This is a genomic window from Alistipes sp. CHKCI003 (assembly GCF_900021155.1).
GTDB classification, from domain to species: domain Bacteria; phylum Bacteroidota; class Bacteroidia; order Bacteroidales; family Rikenellaceae; genus Alistipes; species Alistipes excrementavium.
The window spans coordinates 28,202-45,278 of record NZ_FCNT01000027.1; the positions used below are offsets into that span (position 1 = coordinate 28,202).

Genomic DNA, 17,077 nt, shown 5'->3' on the forward strand with positions numbered 1-17,077 from the left:
ATTCCCGACTTTTTTTAAGTGTTCAGGGACAAATATATGATTTTTCCGGAGATTCGCCCGATCTTGCGCCTTTTTATTTGCTGCGGTTGTCGGCGGCGAATTTCCGGCACCAAGGGGAAATGCCGCACTCCGAGCACTTCGGCGAACGGGCCGTGCAGACATAACGGCCGTGCAGGATCAGCCAGTGATGGGCCACGGGCAGCAGATGCGACGGGATGTTCCGCTCGAGTTTCAGTTCGGTCTGGAGCGGCGTTTTCGAACCGGTCGTAAGTCCGATACGCTCCGAGACGCGGAATACGTGCGTATCGACCGGCATCACCTCCTTCCGCCACAGCACGGCTCCCAGCACGTTCGCCGTCTTGCGGCCCACGCCCGGCAACCGCTGCATCTGGTCGAGGTCGCTGGGCACCTCGCCCCCGAACTCCGAACAGAGCATGCGCGCCATGCCCGCGAGGTTTTTCGCCTTGTTGTTGGGATAGGATATGCTCTTGATGTAGGGATAGATCTCTTCGGCCGTGGCGCGAGCCATGTCCTGCGGCGTCGGGAAAGCCTCGAACAGCGCCGGCGTGGTCATGTTCACCCGTTTGTCGGTACACTGCGCCGAGAGGATCACCGCCACCAGCAATTGATAAGGGTCTTTGTACTGCAATTCGCTCTCGGCCGCGGGCATATGCTCGCCGAACCAGCCGATCACGCCTTCGTAACGTTGTTTGGTCGTCATGGTTTCTCAGGTTTTTCAGGTTTTCGCCGCAATAAAAGTTTCTTCACGAACAGTCCGTATCCCGCCGCATCGAACAGCAAAGAGGGACAGGACCGCACATCCTTCCACCAGCGCGCGAGGTACGCCGCGGCCGTTCCGTTCCGCGAGAGCACCCAGAGCGCCACCTCGCTTTTCCGTCGCAGAAGCCGCTGCCGGTCGCGGCGCGCGCCGTAGCGGTCGTCGAACCACAGGCCGATCTCCGCCACGGAATCGCAGAAGGCGATCCGGCGCGCGTAGTCGGGGTCGTGGCTGACGCTGCGCTCCAGCACCCGATGCACGGCCGCCACACGGTCAATGAAGGCGATTCGCGCATGGGCCGCCACCCAGAGCCACATCGGCACGTCGCCCGTGAGCCATTCGCTGCGCAGCTCGGGCCGGACCTCGGCATAGAAGCGCTCCAGCAGGTCGCGGCGGCCCATCGCCGAACAGTTGCCGATCGTATAACTCCGCAGAAGCGAGCGGAAATCCGTCGAAGGTTCTCCTTGGGGCAGGTATTCCCGCACACCGCGCCGCCCGTCCGCCTTCTCGGTCCGGGTATAGCACATGCCGCACGACGGATCGGCCTCCAGCAGTTCGGCCTGCATCTGCAATTTGAGCGGGTCGCACCAACGGTCGTCGCCGTCGCAGAAAGCGACGTACTTGCCGCGGCAGGCTGCGACCGTGCGGCGGTAGTTGGCCCGCCAGCCGACGTTTTCCGGCCCCGCGACCAGACGGATGCGACCGGGATAGCGCGCCGCATATTCGCGGCCGATCTCCGCCGTGCGGTCCGTGCTGCAATCCTCGCCCAGCACCAGCTCCACGCCGAACGCGGTGCGCTGCATCAGCACCCCTTCGATCGCCTCGGCGAGGTAGGCTTCGTGGTTGTAGGCGGTCATGCAGACCGAAACGAGCGGCGCATCCATCCGGCGTCAGAGTTTGGTCAGTTTTGCGAACTTGGCCAGCAGCGTCTTCTCGCCGCAGCTCCCGAAATCGACGACCAATTTCTGATCCGTATCCAGCATTTCGATCCGCCGGACGGTCCCCGCGCCGAACTTGGGATGTTCCACGCGCTGCCCGACGGCGTAGTCGCTTCCCGCGGTCGCAGCGGCCGCGGGAAGCGCGCCTTCCTGCCGCATGCCCAGCCTCCGCATCCCCTCGGTCGAGGGACGGGTGGGCCGTATCAACGCCGGATCGGGCGCCTGCTTCGGGGCATCCGAACGGCCGAAAGCCGGCTGCGGACGCGCGCCCGACCGGTTCGGACCGCCCTGCTGCTGCCTGAAGCGGTAGTCGAACCGTCGGCGCAGTTCGTCGATGGCCGCGCCGCCTCTCGTGCCGCCCGCCGGCGAACGCACGGGGCACTCCTCCTCTTCGACCGGCATCTCGAGGTATCGGGGGTCGATCTCGCGCAGGAAACAACTCGGGCGCGAGAACTCCATATTGCCCCATTTGAAACGCATCTCGGCATAGGAGAGCGTCGCGGCCACCTTCGCCCGCGTCAGCGCCACGTAGAAGAGCCGCCGCTCCTCCTCGAAGCCGTCGGGCGTCTCGGCGGCCCGCTGCGAAGGGAAGAGGTTTTCCTCCAATCCGACGATGTAGACGTATTTATATTCCAGCCCCTTGGCCGAATGGACGGTCATCAGCGTAACCTTGTTCCGGTCCTCCGGATCGTCCTTGTCCATGTCGGTCATGAGCATCGCGTTCTGCAACCACTCTTCGATGGTCGCCTCCTCGCCCTCGGGGCGTTCGCCGTTGCGGATCTCGGCGTCGCGCTGTTCGCGGAAGAGCTGCATCGAGTTGAGCAGCTCCTCGATATTGTCGAGCGCCGAGGTCGCCTCCGGCGTATTCTCCGTGCGGTAGGCCGCCAGTATGCCCGAGCGGGCGGCGATCTCCAGTCCGAAATCGTAGAGCCCCTTTTCGTTGCGGGCCAGCGAAAGGGCTCGGATCATGCCGACGAACTCCGCGGCCTTGCGGGCGATGGTCTTCTGCACGGGATCCGCCGCGGGTTCGGCCACGAGCCGGTCCACCGCCTCCCACATCGAGACGCCCCCCTCGCGCGCCATCTGCTCGATGCGCTGCACGGTCGTGTCGCCGATGCCGCGCGCAGGGTAATTCACGATCCGCTTGAAGGCCTCGTCGTCGCGCGGATTGATTACCAACCGGATATAAGCCAGCAGATCCTTGACCTCCTTGCGGTCGTAGAAGGAGCTGCCCTTGTAAATCCGGTAGGGGATGCCGCGTCGCCGGAGGTTGTCCTCGATCACGAGCGACTGGTTGTTGGTCCGGTAAAGGATCGCCGCATCGCTCCACGCATCGCCCGAAGCGCGCACGCGGTCGCGCAGATCCGCGACCACCTGCTCGGCCTCGTCGCGGTCGGTATAGGCTTTCAGCACGCGGATCTTGTCGCCTGCGGGCCCCTCCGAGAAGCAGTTCTTCTCCATCCGTTTCGAGTTGCGGACGATCACCGAGTTGGCCGCGTCGACGATCGTGCGCGTCGAGCGGTAGTTCTGCTCCAGCTTGAAGGTCATGGCGTCGGGATAGTCCTTGCGGAAGGAGAGGATGTTCTCGATCTTCGCCCCGCGGAACGAGTAGATCGACTGCGCGTCGTCGCCCACGACGCAGACCTTCGAATGGGTCTGCGACAGGCGGCGGATGATGACGTACTGCGCATAGTTGGTGTCCTGATACTCGTCGACGAGGATGTAGCGGAACAACTCCTGATAGCGGGCCAGCACGTCGGGGCAGTCGCGCAGCAGGATGTTGGTTTGCAGCAGCAGGTCGTCGAAGTCCATCGCACCGTTGCGTTTGCAGCGCCGGCAGTAGAGCTCGTAGACGGTCCCGAACTCGGGAATCTGCGCCGCGCGGTCCTCGGCCCCGAAGGTCGCGTTGGCGAGGTAGGCCCCCGGGGTTACGAGGCAGTTCTTGGCGTAGGAGATGCGCGAAGCGATCTTCGCGGGTTTGTACTTGTCCTCGTCGAGACGCAGTTCCTTCACTATGGTCTTCAGCAGGTTGCGGCAGTCCGAGGGCTCGTAGATGGTGTACGAGTCGGGATAGCCGATCCGGGCGGCGTTCTCGCGCAGGATGCGCGAGAAGACCGAGTGGAACGTCCCCATGCGGATGTAGCGGCTCCGGTTGTCGGGCAACATCTGCGCGATGCGTTCGCGCATCTGCTCGGCCGCTTTGTTCGTGAAGGTCAGTGCGAGGATGTTGAACGGCGCCACACCCTGCTCGATCATGTAGGCGATGCGGGAGGTCAGCACGCGCGTCTTGCCCGAACCGGCGCCGGCGATGATGAGCGACGGCACGTCGTAATGCTCCACGGCGGCGCGCTGGGCGGGATTCAACCCCTCTAATATCTTCGATTCCATAAATTGCGATATTGGACTGCAAAGTTACGGACATTTCGCCTTACGCCGAACACCTGCGCCGCGAAAATATCGCTCCGGACGAAAAAGGGGCTGTCTAACAAGTCCCGAAAATCGGAAATCACCCCTGCCAGAATTCATTCTGGCAGGGGTGAAATCGTTAAAATCAGACTTGTTAGACAGCCCCTTCGCCGAATCGGGGCGGCCGACGCCCATCGCCGAACCGCGGCCGGCAGCCGCTCTTCGGTCAAGCATTCCTGCACCCGTTATTTTTCCGCTTCGGCATCATACGTATATCTCGCGGTCTTCACTTTGCCCTCGGTCGTCGTCAGCGTCATTTCCAATTCGTATTTGCCCGACGAAGGTGGATTGTCGAAAACAAGTTTCACTTTGTCGCGGCACATGATCATCGCCAAATCGTCTGGCATAAGCTCCGAAATACGTTTTTCCACAAAGGTCATCGTCTCTTTCGTATCCGGATATCCGTTACGGATAAAATCGGCATAGCTGGCGAAATGGAGTTCCGCCACATCGTCCAAAGACGATCCGACGGGATGATTCGTATCCCACGGGGCATCGCCCTCGGAGGCCGTACAAACCAGATGGATTTTTTCGAAATTATCCGCAAAACATACGTGATTCAGAAAGAACAACACGCGATGACCGGTTCGATTGTAGGACATGTCTCCGTTCCGCTCCGCGATCCGCAGGAATTTCACCGTATCCGCCAAATAATCTCCGAAGGCTACCTCCGGCGAGTAATAACAGACCTTAGTTCCTTTCGACACAGATAAACAAAGCACACCCCACTCATCCATCCCGATCTCATAATCGCCGTTTTCATACCCCACGATAAAATGCCGGAGAAACACGGGGTCCACACCGTCAGGCATCACACCCTCTCCGTCGCAAGAACTAATGATAGTTCCAGCAAACAACAAAATCAATAATCTTTTCATTGCCTTCTTTTTTAATCGTTCACACTCAAATGGTAAATCCGGCACAAGTGATTATTCTGTGGCTCGCCGAAAAAATGTAATCACCATCCGTATCCACATCACCATTTTCTTTATCAATGATCTCAGCTCCTTTCTTCAAGTCGAAAACTTCCGAATAATAGTAACCGTCATAATCACCATCGTATCCATAATTACAATGATATAAAGTCCTCCATTCCTCCGTGTACCCCGTTCCGCTCGGATCGGCAAGCGCTCTTTTTTGTTCGATGCGTCCGTCGATCACCCATGCATGACCTTTGTTGACTGACAAATCAGACCCCCGCACATACACCGGCAAATTGAACGATGTAAGCATCATGTCGACCTGATTCGTACTGTAATCCACATCCAACGCCATTTTGAATCGGAAATTTCTCAGAAAATAGGATGCCTCCGATATAGAGGAACTACTACCTTCATTCCCATTGTATTTCATATTTACTGCACTGCCTATACTCAACATCAGCCATGCCACAGCCCTCGATCCTACCGAATCATCTTCTGATTCATAAGTATATTTGCCGGCATCCATATCGCGGAAGATCGCCTCCCAGTCGATTTTCTCGCCATTGATGGTTTTCAGATCTTCGGGAAAAATGTAATTCCGCTGCCAATAATACTTATACAATACAGATGTGATGATCTGCGCCACTGCAACGGCCACACAACCCGTATAAACTCCATTTGTTCTGTACTTCTTCACATAATAGTTATAGGGTCCGTCCTGATTCCATTTCACATAGGTCAGAATCGGCGTCTTTTCGATCGTACGCCATACTTGGCTGACGAGATAGGGGGAGGGAGCATCCGTAGGCGACACGGAATCGTCCGGAAAATCCTCGCTCAAACCTTGTACATACTCCACCAGCTCGGGTCGCAGCGCCGGATTTTCCGTATCGGGATCGTCCGCAAGCGAAGCCGCCACGAATTCTGCGGCCGAAAGATTACCCTGCTCCGTAACGGCGATTACCGACGGGATACGGTCGTCGGCACCCAGAATGGCGTAGCCGCCGTCGTTGTCGAAATTCACGATGTGGATCAGATCCCCGATTTCGTCCGCCGCTTCCGACCGCGTGGCGGCCGTCAGCTCCGAAGCCGCGAGCGTCTCGACGCTCCTCACGCTGCGTCCGCCCCCACGTGTCGTGCCGTCGATCTCGCAGAGCAGACCGTCGAGATCGGCCAACGCCTGTGCGACCGGTACCTTATGAGGATCACGAGGCGGTTCCGCAAGAGTGTCCGTTTCATTCTGCACGCATGCCGCAAAAAACAGAGAAAATACGAATACGGACCCGAAGAACAGACCGAACCTTTTCATAAGCGAACAATTTTAGCGATAATCAAAGATAACACGATTCATCCTTGCGGCACAGGCCCTTGACCTAACAGCGCATCAACGAGCCTTTAAGCATTATATTACCCGAAACGGCCGCCGTGAAGCAACCATGCGGGAAGGGCTCCGAGGGGGGGGGAAAATTCCCGATTTCGCGGCAGCGTCCGGCTCCGTATCATACCCTGTTTCCGCGAAGCCGCGAACCGTTTTCCCGACTGCGGCGGAGCCCATGCATGGAGGAGGTATGGTAAAAGAGGGCGGCGAAAAACGCCACCCTCTCCCACGCAGAACAACAGACATCCATCCGGCATTCGGTGAATGCAATGGAAAAATGTTCCGGAGGCGCTTCGTAAGAAACATTTTTCCGACTCCGTCCGCGGTGTTGAGGCGCACCCGTCGAATTACGTAGACAAAATTATCCATTCCTCTTACGGGTGGTGCAGTTTTTCTCCTTTTTTCATATCATAGGTCCCTAAAATTGTATATATTATTGTACTTTCAGCCGTTTTTTCGACCGAATATTTTATATTTATTGCATTCGGCCTCCTCCCGCGTCGGACCGAAGCGCCCGCTCCGAAAACGAAAGCCTTTCAAAAAATTTACTATTTTTGCAATATCTTTGCACACCGGACGTTAAGGAATCAACGGAAAACACATACCACAGAAATGAGCGAAGTCATCAACATCAAAGAACTCAACGAGCGGATCGAGCGCGAAAGCGTCTTCGTCGATACGCTGCGCACCGAAATCGGCAAGGTGATCGTGGGTCAGACCCATCTGGTCGATACGCTGCTGATCGGCCTGCTCTCCAACGGGCACATCCTGCTCGAAGGCGTGCCGGGACTGGCCAAAACCCTCGCCATCACGACCCTCGCCAAGGCCGTGGACGCACAGTTTTCGCGCATACAGTTCACGCCCGATCTGCTGCCGGCCGATCTCATAGGCACGCTGATCTATTCGCAGAAGAACGAGGAGTTCATCGTCAAGAAAGGCCCCGTGTTCGCCAACTTCGTGCTGGCGGACGAGATCAACCGCTCGCCCGCGAAGGTGCAGTCGGCGCTGCTCGAAGCCATGCAGGAGCGGCAGGTAACCATCGGCGAGGAGACCTATCCCCTGCCGCAGCCGTTTCTGGTGCTCGCCACGCAGAACCCGCTGGAGCAGGAAGGCACCTATCCTCTGCCCGAGGCACAGGTCGACCGCTTCATGCTCAAGGCCAAGATTTCCTACCCCAAGAAACAGGAGGAGCGCGACATCGTGCGCATGAACCTCTCGGGCTCGGGCATGCCCGAAGTGAACAAGGTCGTCTCGCCCGAGGACATCGTGAAGGCCCGCCGCGTCGTCGAGGACGTCTACATGGACGAGAAAATCGAAAAATACATTATCGACATCATCTTCGCCACGCGCGAACCGGCCGAATACAACCTCCAGAAACTCCAATCGCTGATCGCCTACGGCGGTTCGCCTCGTGCGTCGATCTCGCTGGCCAAGGCCGCCCGCGCCTACGCCTTCATCCGCCGCCGCGGCTATGTGATCCCCGAGGACGTGCGGGCCGTCTGCCACGACGTGCTGCGCCACCGCATCGGCCTCACGTACGAAGCCGAGGCCGAGAACATCTCCTCGGAGGAGATCATCACCGACATCCTCAACAACGTAATCGTACCCTAACGATGCAGGAGAGCGAGAACGATATTCTCAGGCGCGTCCGCAAGATCGAGATCAAGACCCGCGGTCTTTCCAACGAGATCTTCGCCGGAAAGTACCACACGGCTTTCCGCGGGCGGGGTATGTCGTTTTCCGAAGTGAGGGAGTACCGCGCGGGCGACGACGTGCGCGACATCGACTGGAACGTTACGGCCCGTTCGTCGAAACCCCACATCAAGGTCTACGAAGAGGAGCGCGAACTGACGATGATGCTTCTCGTGGACGTGTCCGGTTCGCGTATGTTCGGCACCGCCGAACGGCTCAAAAAGAACGTCATGACCGAGATCGCCGCCGTGCTGGCCTTCTCCGCCGTGCAGAACAACGACAAGGTGGGGTGCATCTTCTTTTCGGACAAGGTCGAGAAGTTCATCCCTCCGAAAAAGGGACGCAGCCACATCCTGACGATCATCCGCGAGCTCGTCGGCTTCCGCCCCGGGTCGGCGGGCACGAAGCTCTCGGAGCCGATCCGCTTCCTCACCAATGTAAATAAAAAACGCTGCACGACCTTCATCCTTTCGGATTTCATGGATTCGTCGAACGACCGGGAGGCGCTGGACGATGCGCTGAAGATCGCCGGAGGCCGCCACGATCTGGTCGGAATACGCGTCTACGATCCGCGCGAAACGGAGCTTCCGGACGTGGGCATCCTCGAATTGCAGGACGCCGAAACGGGGCGCAAGGTCTGGACCGACACCTCGTCGCGCGCCGTGCGCGACCACTACGCCGAATCGTGGAGGCGCCGTTCGGACGAGATCGAACATACGCTCCGGCACAACCGCATCGACACGGCTACGGTCTCCACGGAGTGCGACTATGTCGTCGAACTGATTAAACTCTTCAAACAACGATGAGTAGTTTCCGTTACATGGCTGCAATCGCCCCCGCACCTGCACGAACGGGCCTCCGGTCCGATTCGGCGGACCGGCACGTTCCGAGCCTCCGCCGGGGCCGTTCCCCGAAAGAGGGCGAAGCATGCGGACCCGACCGAAAGAGCGGGAGGACAGCGCACCGGCCCGAAGCACAGAATCGGAGGACGGTTCGCTCAGGCGGGCAGAGAGGCGGACGGAGCCGCATGCCCGGACGCTTCGGCGCTTTCGCCGCCGCCCTGTTTGCGGCGGGCATCGCCTCGGGACAGGAGCAGCCCTCGGTCCGGGCCCGCATCGAACCCGACAGCATCATGATCGGCGACCGCTTCGAATACGTGATCGAGGTGGACAAGGATCAGGTGCAAGTGGTGGAGTTCCCCGAATTCCACCCCGACGGCAGCGGCATCGAGCTGGTCCGGAGCCTGCCCGTCGATACGCTCGCACGCGATGGCCGTGCACAGAAGCTCCGCAAACGCTACGTGCTGGCCGCCTTCGACGAAGGCAACTACGCCCTCGGCAAGGCCGGCGTGCTCTATGCCGGCAAGAACATCGTGGACACGCTTTACAGCGACGACTCGCTCTACCTGCACGTCGCTACCTTCCAGATCGACTCCACGTCGCACTCGATCTACGACCTCAAGGCGCAGAAGACGCTTCCGTTCCGCTTCGGCGAGGTGAGCGGCTACGTGAAGTGGGGGCTTCTGGCGCTGCTCGCGCTGCTCGCGGCACTCTATGCCGCACAAAAGCTGCTCGCCCGCCACGGACGCAGCGTGGGCAGTCTATTCCGCTCCGCACCGCCGCAGCCGCCGCACGTCGTGGCGATTCAAGCGCTCGAAGCGCTGCACCACCAGAAACTCTGGCAGAACAACCGGTACAAACTCTATTATTCGGGACTTACCGACATTCTGCGCACCTACATCGCCGCCCGCTACGGGATCGGAGCCATGGAGATGACCTCCGACGAGATCATCGAAGCCATGCGCCGCATCGACGACATGCCCCAGAAGAGCGCCATGGACCTTACGGCCATTCTGCGCGACGCCGACCTCGTGAAGTTCGCCAAGGCCACGCCCGACGCCGAACAGAACGAGGCGGACTACTTGAAAGCCTACTACTTCGTCGAGGAGACCAAACTCGTCGAGGAGGAGCCTGCGGGCGATAACGAACCATCCGCACCGGAGTCATGAAACAGCATACGATCATCCGCTTCCTGCTCTGCCTCGCGGCAATCGCCTTCTCAGGCGCCGCCGCGGCACAGCACATGCCCGAGCGCAGCCTCGTGCGCAAAGGCAACCGCCAGTACGACAAGGGGAACTACGAACAGAGCATCGAACGCTACACGCGGGCGCTCGAAGCCGCTCCGCAAAGTTTCGAAGCGGCCTACGATCTGGGCAACGCACTCTACAAGGCCGAGCGCTACGACAAGGCCGCCGAAACGATGCGCGCCGCGGCGGCCGACACGCTGCGCACGGACGCCGAACGTGCCGAAGCCTTCTACAACCTCGGCAACGCCCAATTCAAACAGGAACAGTACAAGGAGGCGCTCGAAAGCTACAAACAATCCCTGCGGTTCAACCCCGCCGACGAAGAGGCCAAATACAACTATGCCTACACCAAGCGGCTGCTTCAGGAGAATCGACAGGACCGGCAGCAGGATCAAAACGAAAAACAGGACCCAAACGAGGAGCAGCAACAGAACGGGCAGAACGGGCAGGACGGACAGCCGGAGGATGGCCGGCAGGACGAGCAGGAGCAGCCGGCCGAACCCGAAGAGGAGCAGGGCGACGAACGGAGCGCCGAAGCGCAGGCTGCGCCCGAAGGCATCTCGCCCGAGGAGCAGGAGCGGATGCTCGACGCCATACAGGCTCAGGAAGACAGGACACAGGAAAAACTGAAGGAGAAACAGGGCGTCGTGGTACGCGGTAAAAAGAACTGGTAAAGATGACATTCGCACATCCATATTTTCTCTGGCTGCTCGCGGTACTGATCCCCATGACGGCATGGTACGTCTACCGCACGCGACGGGGCGGCGCCGCGATCCGCATCTCGACCGTCGCCGGCGTCGTCCGCGCACCGAAGACCGTGCGCTACTTTCTGCGCCACGTGCCGTTCGTGCTGCGCTGCGCCGCCGTGGCGCTGCTCGTCGTCGCACTGGCGCGCCCCCGCTCCGCGGAGCACAACAGCCGCACGAATGCCGAAGGCATCGACATCATGCTGGCGATCGACGTTTCGGGGTCGATGCTGGCACGCGACTTCCGCCCCGACCGCATCACGGCGGCCAAGGAGGTCGCCGGCACCTTCATCGCCGACCGCTACGGCGACCGGATCGGTCTGGTGGTCTTTGCGGGCGAAGCCTACACGCAGAGTCCTCTGACGACGGATCAGGGGACGCTGCAAACGCTCCTGAGCCGCATACGCAGCGGCCTCGTCGAAGACGGCACGGCCATCGGCAACGGACTGGCCACGGCCATCAACCGCCTGCGCGAGAGCGACGCCAAGTCGAAGGTCATCATCCTTCTGACCGACGGCGAGAACAACGCGGGACAGATCGCCCCCGCGACGGCGGCCGAGATCGCCCGTGCCCAAGGCATCCGGGTCTACACGATCGGCGTCGGCACCCGCGGCAAGGCTCCCTATCCCTATCTCGACATGTTCGGCAACATCACCTACCAGATGGCCGACGTGAAGATCGACGAAGAGACCCTGCGCCAGATCGCCCGAACGACCGGCGGCGAATACTTCCGCGCCACGGACAAATCCAAGCTCGAAGCGATCTACGAGCAGATCAACCGGCTCGAAAAGAGCAAGGTCGAAATCTCCGAATTCACCGTCTACCACGAGCAGTACCTCGGTTGGGCGCTGGCAGGGCTGCTGCTGCTGTTGGCCGAGTTCCTGCTGTCGAATCTCGCACTGAAAAAATTACCCTAAGCCATGTTCCGATTCGCACATCCGCAATATCTGTGGCTGCTGCTGGCCGTGCCGGCTCTCATAGCTCTCTACTGGGCCGCCGCGCGAAACCGCCGCAAACGCCTCGCCCGCTTCGGCGATCCGACGCTGCTGCGCGGACTGATGCCCGAGGTCTCGACGGGCCGCGTCCGGCTCAAATCCATCCTCTTCACGGCGGCCGTAGCGCTGCTCGTGCTGGCGCTCGCACGGCCCCAATGGGGTTCGAAGCTCCGCGAGGAGACGTCGGAGGGCATCGAGATGATGCTCGTGGTCGACGTCTCGAACTCGATGCTGGCCGAAGATTTCGCCCCCAACCGTCTCGAACGCACCAAATACGCCATCGACAGACTCTTCGACGGTCTCCGGCAGGACCGCGTGGGACTGGTCGTCTTCGCCGGCGAACCCAAAGTACAGCTTCCGATCACCTCGGACTACCGCATGGCGAAGGCTTTCGCCCGCAAGATCGACCCCTCGCTGGTAGCGGTGCAGGGCACGGCCGTCGGCAAAGCGCTCTCGCAGGCGTTGATGTCCTTTTCGAGCGAGACCGAGCAGAATCACAGCCGCGTCATCGTGCTGATTACCGACGGCGAGAACCACGAAGACGACGCCGTCGCCGTTGCCGAGCGGGCCAAGGAACTGGGTATCCGCATCTTCACGATCGGCATCGGCACGCCTGAGGGAGCTCCGATCCGCATCGGCGGCGAGTTCATCCGCGACGAAAAGGGCGACATGGTGGTCTCGAAACTCGACGAACAGATGTTGCAGCAAATCGCCGACATCACGGGCGGAGCCTATGTCCGGTCGTCGAATCAGTCGGTCGGACTGGACGAAATCGTACAGAGCATCAACCGGATGGAAGCCACGGAGCTCTCGACCGTCAAATTCGAGGAGTACAACGAACAATACCAGTACCTCGTAGGGCTGGCCCTGTTTCTGCTGCTCGCGGAGTTCTTCCTGCTCGACCGCCGCAATCCGTTGCTGGCGCGGTTCAATATCTTCCGCGAGGAGCGACCGGAGTAGCCGCACCTGTCGTCCGCTCCTCCCGCAGTCGGAGCAGACTGCCGGTTCCGCGAAACCGGCCTCTTTTCTCTACCTCGTTCCACGCCGGCGCAGCCCCCGGACGCGGGTTCGGAACGGGCAGCGGCAATGCCGCGAAGATCGTCCCGCCCCCTCCGCATGCGGCGGATGCGCATTGTTCGGCGGCCTGCGCTGCGCCGTCCGTCGGCGAGACGCCGCCGGAACATCAGTGGGGGGAGATCGTTTTTAGGGAGAAATTTCCCCGATTCGACGAGAAATAGTTATCTTTGCCTCGCAAGTCCGCCTTGTCGCTGCCCGACCGTCGGGGAGAGGAAAGTCCGGGCAACACAGAGCACCGCGCAAGCTAACGGCTTGATATCCGTGAGGGTATAGGAGCGTAACAGAGAATGACCGCCTGTACGGGACTTGGCGTTTCGTGTGCAGGCAAGGGTGAAAAGGCGGGGTAAGAGCCCACCGCGGAGGCAGCGATGTCGTCCGGCCGTACGTCTCGCGGGTTGCAAGACCATGTATACCGGCAATCAAGGGCTGCTCGTCCGATGCCGGGGGGTAGGTTGCTTGAGACGGCGGGAGACCGCCGCCCTAGATAAATGACAAGGGCCCCGGAAGGGGTACAGAACCCGGCTTACAGGACTTGCGATTAAAAAAAGGGGCTGTCTAACAAGTTTTAGACACCCCTTTTTATTCGTACCTGCTATTCGGGAATTTTTTCCGAATACGCAATTCCCAAAGGATTGAAACAGCTTGTCAGACAGCCCCTTTTATCCATTCTATCGTCCGGTTCGCCCGAGCGGAGCGGTTCATGAGGTTTTTCGGACTTTCCGCCCCAGCTCCCGATCCGACCGGCAGCCAAGCATGAAATCGGACCGCCCCGCCGGTCATAAGCGAGACGCCGGACGTCCGGGCACGGAGAATCCGTGCGGCGACCGGGACGCCCGCCCCTTCCGAACATGCGGCGGCACCCGAACCGCCCGACCGCGAAAAAAGAAGTCGCTCGGACGAGGGGCCGGCAATACACCGGATTCCGCCCCTTCCTGAAGATCGGTTTCCGCCGCATCCTCCTTCGGGCAGTCGCGGCATACTCCGTTCCCGGAACCGCTTTCCGGCACGCAGCGATACCGGAACATACGCAACCGATCCGGCGACCGCGAGCCGGGGCGGCAGCTCCGGAGCACGGCCCCTCCACGTCTCCGCTCGCCGCGGCTACCGGTATTTGTGGGAAATGAGCGTCATGAACTCCTCGCGCGTGCGGTGGTCGGAGAGGAAGATACCCGTAAAGGCCGAAGTCGTCGTCGCCGACTCCTGTTTCTCCACGCCGCGCATCTGCATGCACATGTGGCTGGCCTCGATCACCACGGCCACGCCCATCGGATTGAGCGCCTCCTGAATGCAGTCGCGGATCTGCACCGTCAGCCGTTCCTGCACCTGCAGGCGGCGGGCATAGCACTCGACGATGCGGGCGATCTTCGAGAGGCCCGTGATGTAGCCGTTGGGGATGTAGGCCACGTGCGCCTTGCCGTAGAAGGGCAGCATGTGGTGCTCGCAGAGCGAGTAGAGTTCGATGTCCTTCACCAGCACCATCTGTTTGTACTCCTCGCGGAACATGGCCGAGCGGAGAATGCTCAGCGGGTCGACCCGGTAGCCTTTGGTGAGGAACGACATGGCCTTTGCGACCCGTTCGGGGGTTTTCACCAGCCCCTCCCGTCCGACGTCTTCGCCCAACAGGCAGAGAATCGCGGCGTAATGTCCCTTCAGTTTTCCGATCGTCTCGGGATCGAAAGACTCCTCTTTGTGATACAATTCGTCCATAGGGAGTGCGAAAGTAAGCTATTTATTCAGGTTGTACAAATATTCGGCGAGCTTGCGCACGGCGCGGGCACGGTGCGAGACGGCGTTTTTCTCGGCGGCAGTCATCTCGGCGAACGTGCGCTCCGACCCTTCGGGCACGAAGAGCGGATCGTAACCGAAGCCTTCGGCACCCGTCTCCCGCTCGGCGATACGCCCCTCGACGACCCCCTCGAACAGCCGCTCCCGTCCGCCGAGGATGAGCGAAATCACGGTCCGGAATCGGGCCCGGCGGTCCGCAACCCCTTCGAGGTTTGCGAGCAGCAGCCGGTTGTTGGCCGCGAAGTCGTGTCCGTCGGTGGCATAGCGGGCCGAACGCACGCCCGGAGCACCGCCCAGCGCGGCCACTTCGAGCCCCGTGTCGTCGGCGAAACAGTCCAGACCGGTGCGGTCGTAGAGGTAGCGGGCCTTCTGCGAAGCATTGCCTTCGAGGGTCTGCTGCGTCTCGGGGATCTCCTCCGCAACGCCGCAGTCGCGGGGCGTAAGGAGCGTATAACCTTCGCCCAGCACGGCCTGCACCTCGGCGAGCTTGTGGGCATTGTTGGTTGCGAATACGATTTTCATAGGTCTCTTCATTATTTCCGGCCCCGGCTCCGGACACCCGGTCCGAAACCCGGCCGCACGGGATTACTTCATCACTTCCATGGATTCGAGCCGATGATCGAGGTCGATCTTGTCGATGATCGTCTTCACGAGCACGTCCATCTCGCCCCCCTCGGAGTAGTCGGCCGGACAGACGTGGCTCACGCGGTCGTCGTGTATGAGCTGCGCCATCTCCCGCCGGGCCCCCTTCCGATCGGGATTGTAGACCGCGATGGAGTGGCCGCCGTAGTTCTTCACGAGCCGCATGCAGGGGATGTCGGTCGTCCCGTCGCCGACGTAGATCATGCGGCGGAACGGCACGGGGCGCTCCTCTTCGGGAATGTAGCGGTTGACCAGCTTGCTGTCGAAGACCGATTCGACGCCCTTGTTGATCTTGAAGATGAACTGCGTCTTGTTCGTATAGTTCACCGCCACGGCAGGCCAGTAGGCGATGCCGTCCACGTCGTAGAGGAACGAACAGGCGTAGATCTTACGGAATTCGCGGGCGATCTCCGTCCCCTCGATGATCTCCTTCAGCCCCGAAGAGTTGATGTAGTGCAGGATGCGGATGCCGCGGGCGGCACCGTAGGCGTTGATCCGCCCGAACCACTCCCTGACGCCGCGGTAGAGCGCCACGCGGCGGCCCGACTCCTGAAAGGCTTCGCGCCTGAGCGACAGTCCTTTGGATTTGGCTTCCTGAATCATGCGGGCCATGTAGGTGAGCACCATGTCGGCATCCTGCTCCTCGGCCAGCGTATTGGCGTCGGTCCAGAACTCCTTGTTGCTCTTGCCCACGGCGGGGATGAAGTCGTATTCCTGCATGTTGCCCGGGGCGAGCGTGCCGTCGAAATCGTAGATCAGCGCAACGGTCAGTTTTTCTGCGTTCATCGGTTGCAAAACGTTTTGAAAGTCAAAGATACGACAAACCGGACGGAAAAACAAGCGCGAACGTATTTCCCGGAGCCGCCGGAGACGAAGCGTGCGGATTTTCATTATTTTTGTGCAACGAACCCATAAAACAGACCGATCATGGAATTCAAAGAGATTCTCCGCAGACGCCGCAGCGTACGCAAATTCTCGCCGCAGCCTTTGCCCGATGCAGTCGTCGACCGTCTGGTCGACGAAGCCCTCACGGCACCCTCGGCCCGCAATACCCGTTCGACGCGCCTGCTGATCGTGGACGATCCGGCGCTTCTGGCCCGCATGTCCGACATGCGCGACTACGGCTCGGCATTTCTGAAAAACGCTCCGCTGGCGGTCGTCGTGCTGGGCGAAACGGCCTCGTGCGACCTCTGGCGCGAGAATGCCGCCATCGTGGCGACGACTCTCCAGCTCGCCTGCGTGGACGAAGGGCTCGCCTCGTGCTGGGTCCACATCCACGGCCGCCCGCGCCGCAAGGACGCTCCCGACGGAGAGCGGGCCGCCGATTATCTGCGGACATTCCTGCCTATTCCGGACAACTGCGAACCGTTGTGCGCCCTCGCCGTCGGCTATTCGGACTTCACGCCGGCCGATCTGCCGCCCTTCGACAAGTCGGAGAAGATCGTCCGGGTCCAATAAAACCGGACGCGGCGGCCGCCTCCGCCGAACCGCATCCGTACCGCGAATCCGAACGCATCGTCCGGAGCGGTTCGGCATGCGGCGGCCCTCCCACCCCGGGAAGATACGGGCGG

The 17,077-nt window shown here is 60.6% G+C and carries 15 protein-coding genes and 1 other RNA gene; 8 read left to right on the forward strand and 8 right to left on the reverse strand.

Annotated elements, in window-relative coordinates:
* Positions 1-73 precede the first annotated feature (73 nt).
* The 5 genes from nth to BN3659_RS04145 form a co-directional block, all read right to left on the reverse strand.
* A complete protein-coding gene (gene nth / locus BN3659_RS04125) occupies positions 74-721 on the reverse strand; it encodes an endonuclease III (protein ID WP_091534795.1) in 648 nt (215 codons plus the stop codon).
* Positions 718-1,662 (reverse strand): glycosyltransferase, encoded by a 945-nt coding sequence (locus BN3659_RS04130; protein WP_091534797.1) that lies wholly within the window; start codon positions 1,660-1,662, stop codon positions 718-720. The genes nth and BN3659_RS04130 overlap by 4 nt, the downstream gene beginning before the upstream one ends.
* 6 nt (positions 1,663-1,668) lie before the next feature.
* On the reverse strand, positions 1,669-4,104 hold the full coding sequence (locus BN3659_RS04135; protein WP_091534798.1) for an ATP-dependent helicase: 2,436 nt from the start codon (positions 4,102-4,104) through the stop codon (positions 1,669-1,671).
* Between the two features lie 263 nt (positions 4,105-4,367).
* On the reverse strand, positions 4,368-5,060 hold the full coding sequence (locus BN3659_RS12800; RefSeq protein WP_171847698.1) for a hypothetical protein: 693 nt from the start codon (positions 5,058-5,060) through the stop codon (positions 4,368-4,370).
* Positions 5,061-5,085: 25 nt separating this feature from the next.
* Positions 5,086-6,414: a C10 family peptidase gene (locus tag BN3659_RS04145; protein ID WP_091534801.1), complete on the reverse strand. Its 1,329-nt coding sequence runs from the start codon at positions 6,412-6,414 to the stop codon at positions 5,086-5,088.
* 681 nt (positions 6,415-7,095) lie between these two features.
* Here BN3659_RS04145 and BN3659_RS04150 point away from each other — a divergent pair.
* The 7 genes from BN3659_RS04150 (at position 7,096) to rnpB (ending at position 13,621) form a co-directional block, all read left to right on the forward strand.
* Positions 7,096-8,094 carry an AAA family ATPase gene (locus BN3659_RS04150; protein ID WP_091534802.1) on the forward strand — a complete coding sequence of 333 codons (999 nt, stop codon included), beginning with the start codon at positions 7,096-7,098 and terminating at the stop codon, positions 8,092-8,094.
* A gap of 2 nt (positions 8,095-8,096) precedes the next feature.
* The gene (locus BN3659_RS04155; RefSeq protein ID WP_091534804.1) at positions 8,097-8,981 is read left to right on the forward strand and encodes a DUF58 domain-containing protein; all 885 of its coding nucleotides are present in this window, start codon (positions 8,097-8,099) and stop codon (positions 8,979-8,981) included.
* A 221-nt stretch (positions 8,982-9,202) separates the two neighbouring features.
* Positions 9,203-10,183, forward strand: coding sequence for a hypothetical protein (locus BN3659_RS04160; RefSeq protein ID WP_091534806.1), 981 nt, complete (start codon positions 9,203-9,205; stop codon positions 10,181-10,183).
* On the forward strand, positions 10,180-10,935 hold the full coding sequence (locus BN3659_RS04165; RefSeq protein ID WP_410488788.1) for a tetratricopeptide repeat protein: 756 nt from the start codon (positions 10,180-10,182) through the stop codon (positions 10,933-10,935). Before BN3659_RS04160 ends, BN3659_RS04165 begins: the two co-directional genes overlap by 4 nt.
* Before the next feature lie 2 nt (positions 10,936-10,937).
* Entirely contained in the window at positions 10,938-11,924 is a 987-nt protein-coding gene (locus BN3659_RS04170) for a vWA domain-containing protein (RefSeq protein WP_091534808.1), read from the forward strand.
* Between the two features lie 3 nt (positions 11,925-11,927).
* Entirely contained in the window at positions 11,928-12,962 is a 1,035-nt protein-coding gene (locus tag BN3659_RS04175) for a vWA domain-containing protein (protein WP_091534809.1), read from the forward strand.
* Positions 12,963-13,251: 289 nt separating this feature from the next.
* Positions 13,252-13,621, forward strand: an RNA gene (gene rnpB / locus BN3659_RS04180) — RNase P RNA component class A.
* Between the two features lie 559 nt (positions 13,622-14,180).
* Here the strand turns inward: rnpB and folE are convergent.
* From folE to BN3659_RS04195, 3 genes are all read right to left on the reverse strand, one after another.
* Positions 14,181-14,786: a GTP cyclohydrolase I FolE gene (gene folE, locus BN3659_RS04185; RefSeq protein WP_091534811.1), complete on the reverse strand. Its 606-nt coding sequence runs from the start codon at positions 14,784-14,786 to the stop codon at positions 14,181-14,183.
* A gap of 18 nt (positions 14,787-14,804) precedes the next feature.
* Positions 14,805-15,386: an RdgB/HAM1 family non-canonical purine NTP pyrophosphatase gene (gene rdgB, locus BN3659_RS04190; RefSeq protein WP_091534812.1), complete on the reverse strand. Its 582-nt coding sequence runs from the start codon at positions 15,384-15,386 to the stop codon at positions 14,805-14,807.
* Positions 15,387-15,449: 63 nt separating this feature from the next.
* The gene (locus tag BN3659_RS04195; RefSeq protein ID WP_091534814.1) at positions 15,450-16,292 is read right to left on the reverse strand and encodes an HAD family hydrolase; all 843 of its coding nucleotides are present in this window, start codon (positions 16,290-16,292) and stop codon (positions 15,450-15,452) included.
* Positions 16,293-16,433: 141 nt separating this feature from the next.
* On the opposite strand from BN3659_RS04195, the gene BN3659_RS04200 reads away from it, so the two are divergent.
* The gene (locus BN3659_RS04200) at positions 16,434-16,964 is read left to right on the forward strand and encodes a nitroreductase family protein (protein WP_091534815.1); all 531 of its coding nucleotides are present in this window, start codon (positions 16,434-16,436) and stop codon (positions 16,962-16,964) included.
* Positions 16,965-17,077: the final 113 nt, after the last annotated feature.

What these genes read in the sequence shown, in the direction of transcription:
- BN3659_RS04160 (WP_091534806.1), top strand. Translation starts at nt 9,203, where the DNA reads ATGCCCGGACGCTTCGGCGCTTTCGCCGCCGCCCTGTTTGCGGCGGGC.
- BN3659_RS04135 (WP_091534798.1), bottom strand. Translation starts at nt 4,104, where the DNA reads ATGGAATCGAAGATATTAGAGGGGTTGAATCCCGCCCAGCGCGCCGCC.
- BN3659_RS04170 (WP_091534808.1), top strand. Translation starts at nt 10,938, where the DNA reads ATGACATTCGCACATCCATATTTTCTCTGGCTGCTCGCGGTACTGATC.
- BN3659_RS04130 (WP_091534797.1), bottom strand. Translation starts at nt 1,662, where the DNA reads ATGGATGCGCCGCTCGTTTCGGTCTGCATGACCGCCTACAACCACGAA.
- BN3659_RS04150 (WP_091534802.1), top strand. Translation starts at nt 7,096, where the DNA reads ATGAGCGAAGTCATCAACATCAAAGAACTCAACGAGCGGATCGAGCGC.
- nth (WP_091534795.1), bottom strand. Translation starts at nt 721, where the DNA reads ATGACGACCAAACAACGTTACGAAGGCGTGATCGGCTGGTTCGGCGAG.
- BN3659_RS04145 (WP_091534801.1), bottom strand. Translation starts at nt 6,414, where the DNA reads ATGAAAAGGTTCGGTCTGTTCTTCGGGTCCGTATTCGTATTTTCTCTG.
- BN3659_RS12800 (WP_171847698.1), bottom strand. Translation starts at nt 5,060, where the DNA reads ATGAAAAGATTATTGATTTTGTTGTTTGCTGGAACTATCATTAGTTCT.
- BN3659_RS04155 (WP_091534804.1), top strand. Translation starts at nt 8,097, where the DNA reads ATGCAGGAGAGCGAGAACGATATTCTCAGGCGCGTCCGCAAGATCGAG.
- BN3659_RS04195 (WP_091534814.1), bottom strand. Translation starts at nt 16,292, where the DNA reads ATGAACGCAGAAAAACTGACCGTTGCGCTGATCTACGATTTCGACGGC.
- rdgB (WP_091534812.1), bottom strand. Translation starts at nt 15,386, where the DNA reads ATGAAAATCGTATTCGCAACCAACAATGCCCACAAGCTCGCCGAGGTG.
- BN3659_RS04165 (WP_410488788.1), top strand. Translation starts at nt 10,180, where the DNA reads ATGAAACAGCATACGATCATCCGCTTCCTGCTCTGCCTCGCGGCAATC.
- BN3659_RS04200 (WP_091534815.1), top strand. Translation starts at nt 16,434, where the DNA reads ATGGAATTCAAAGAGATTCTCCGCAGACGCCGCAGCGTACGCAAATTC.
- BN3659_RS04175 (WP_091534809.1), top strand. Translation starts at nt 11,928, where the DNA reads ATGTTCCGATTCGCACATCCGCAATATCTGTGGCTGCTGCTGGCCGTG.
- folE (WP_091534811.1), bottom strand. Translation starts at nt 14,786, where the DNA reads ATGGACGAATTGTATCACAAAGAGGAGTCTTTCGATCCCGAGACGATC.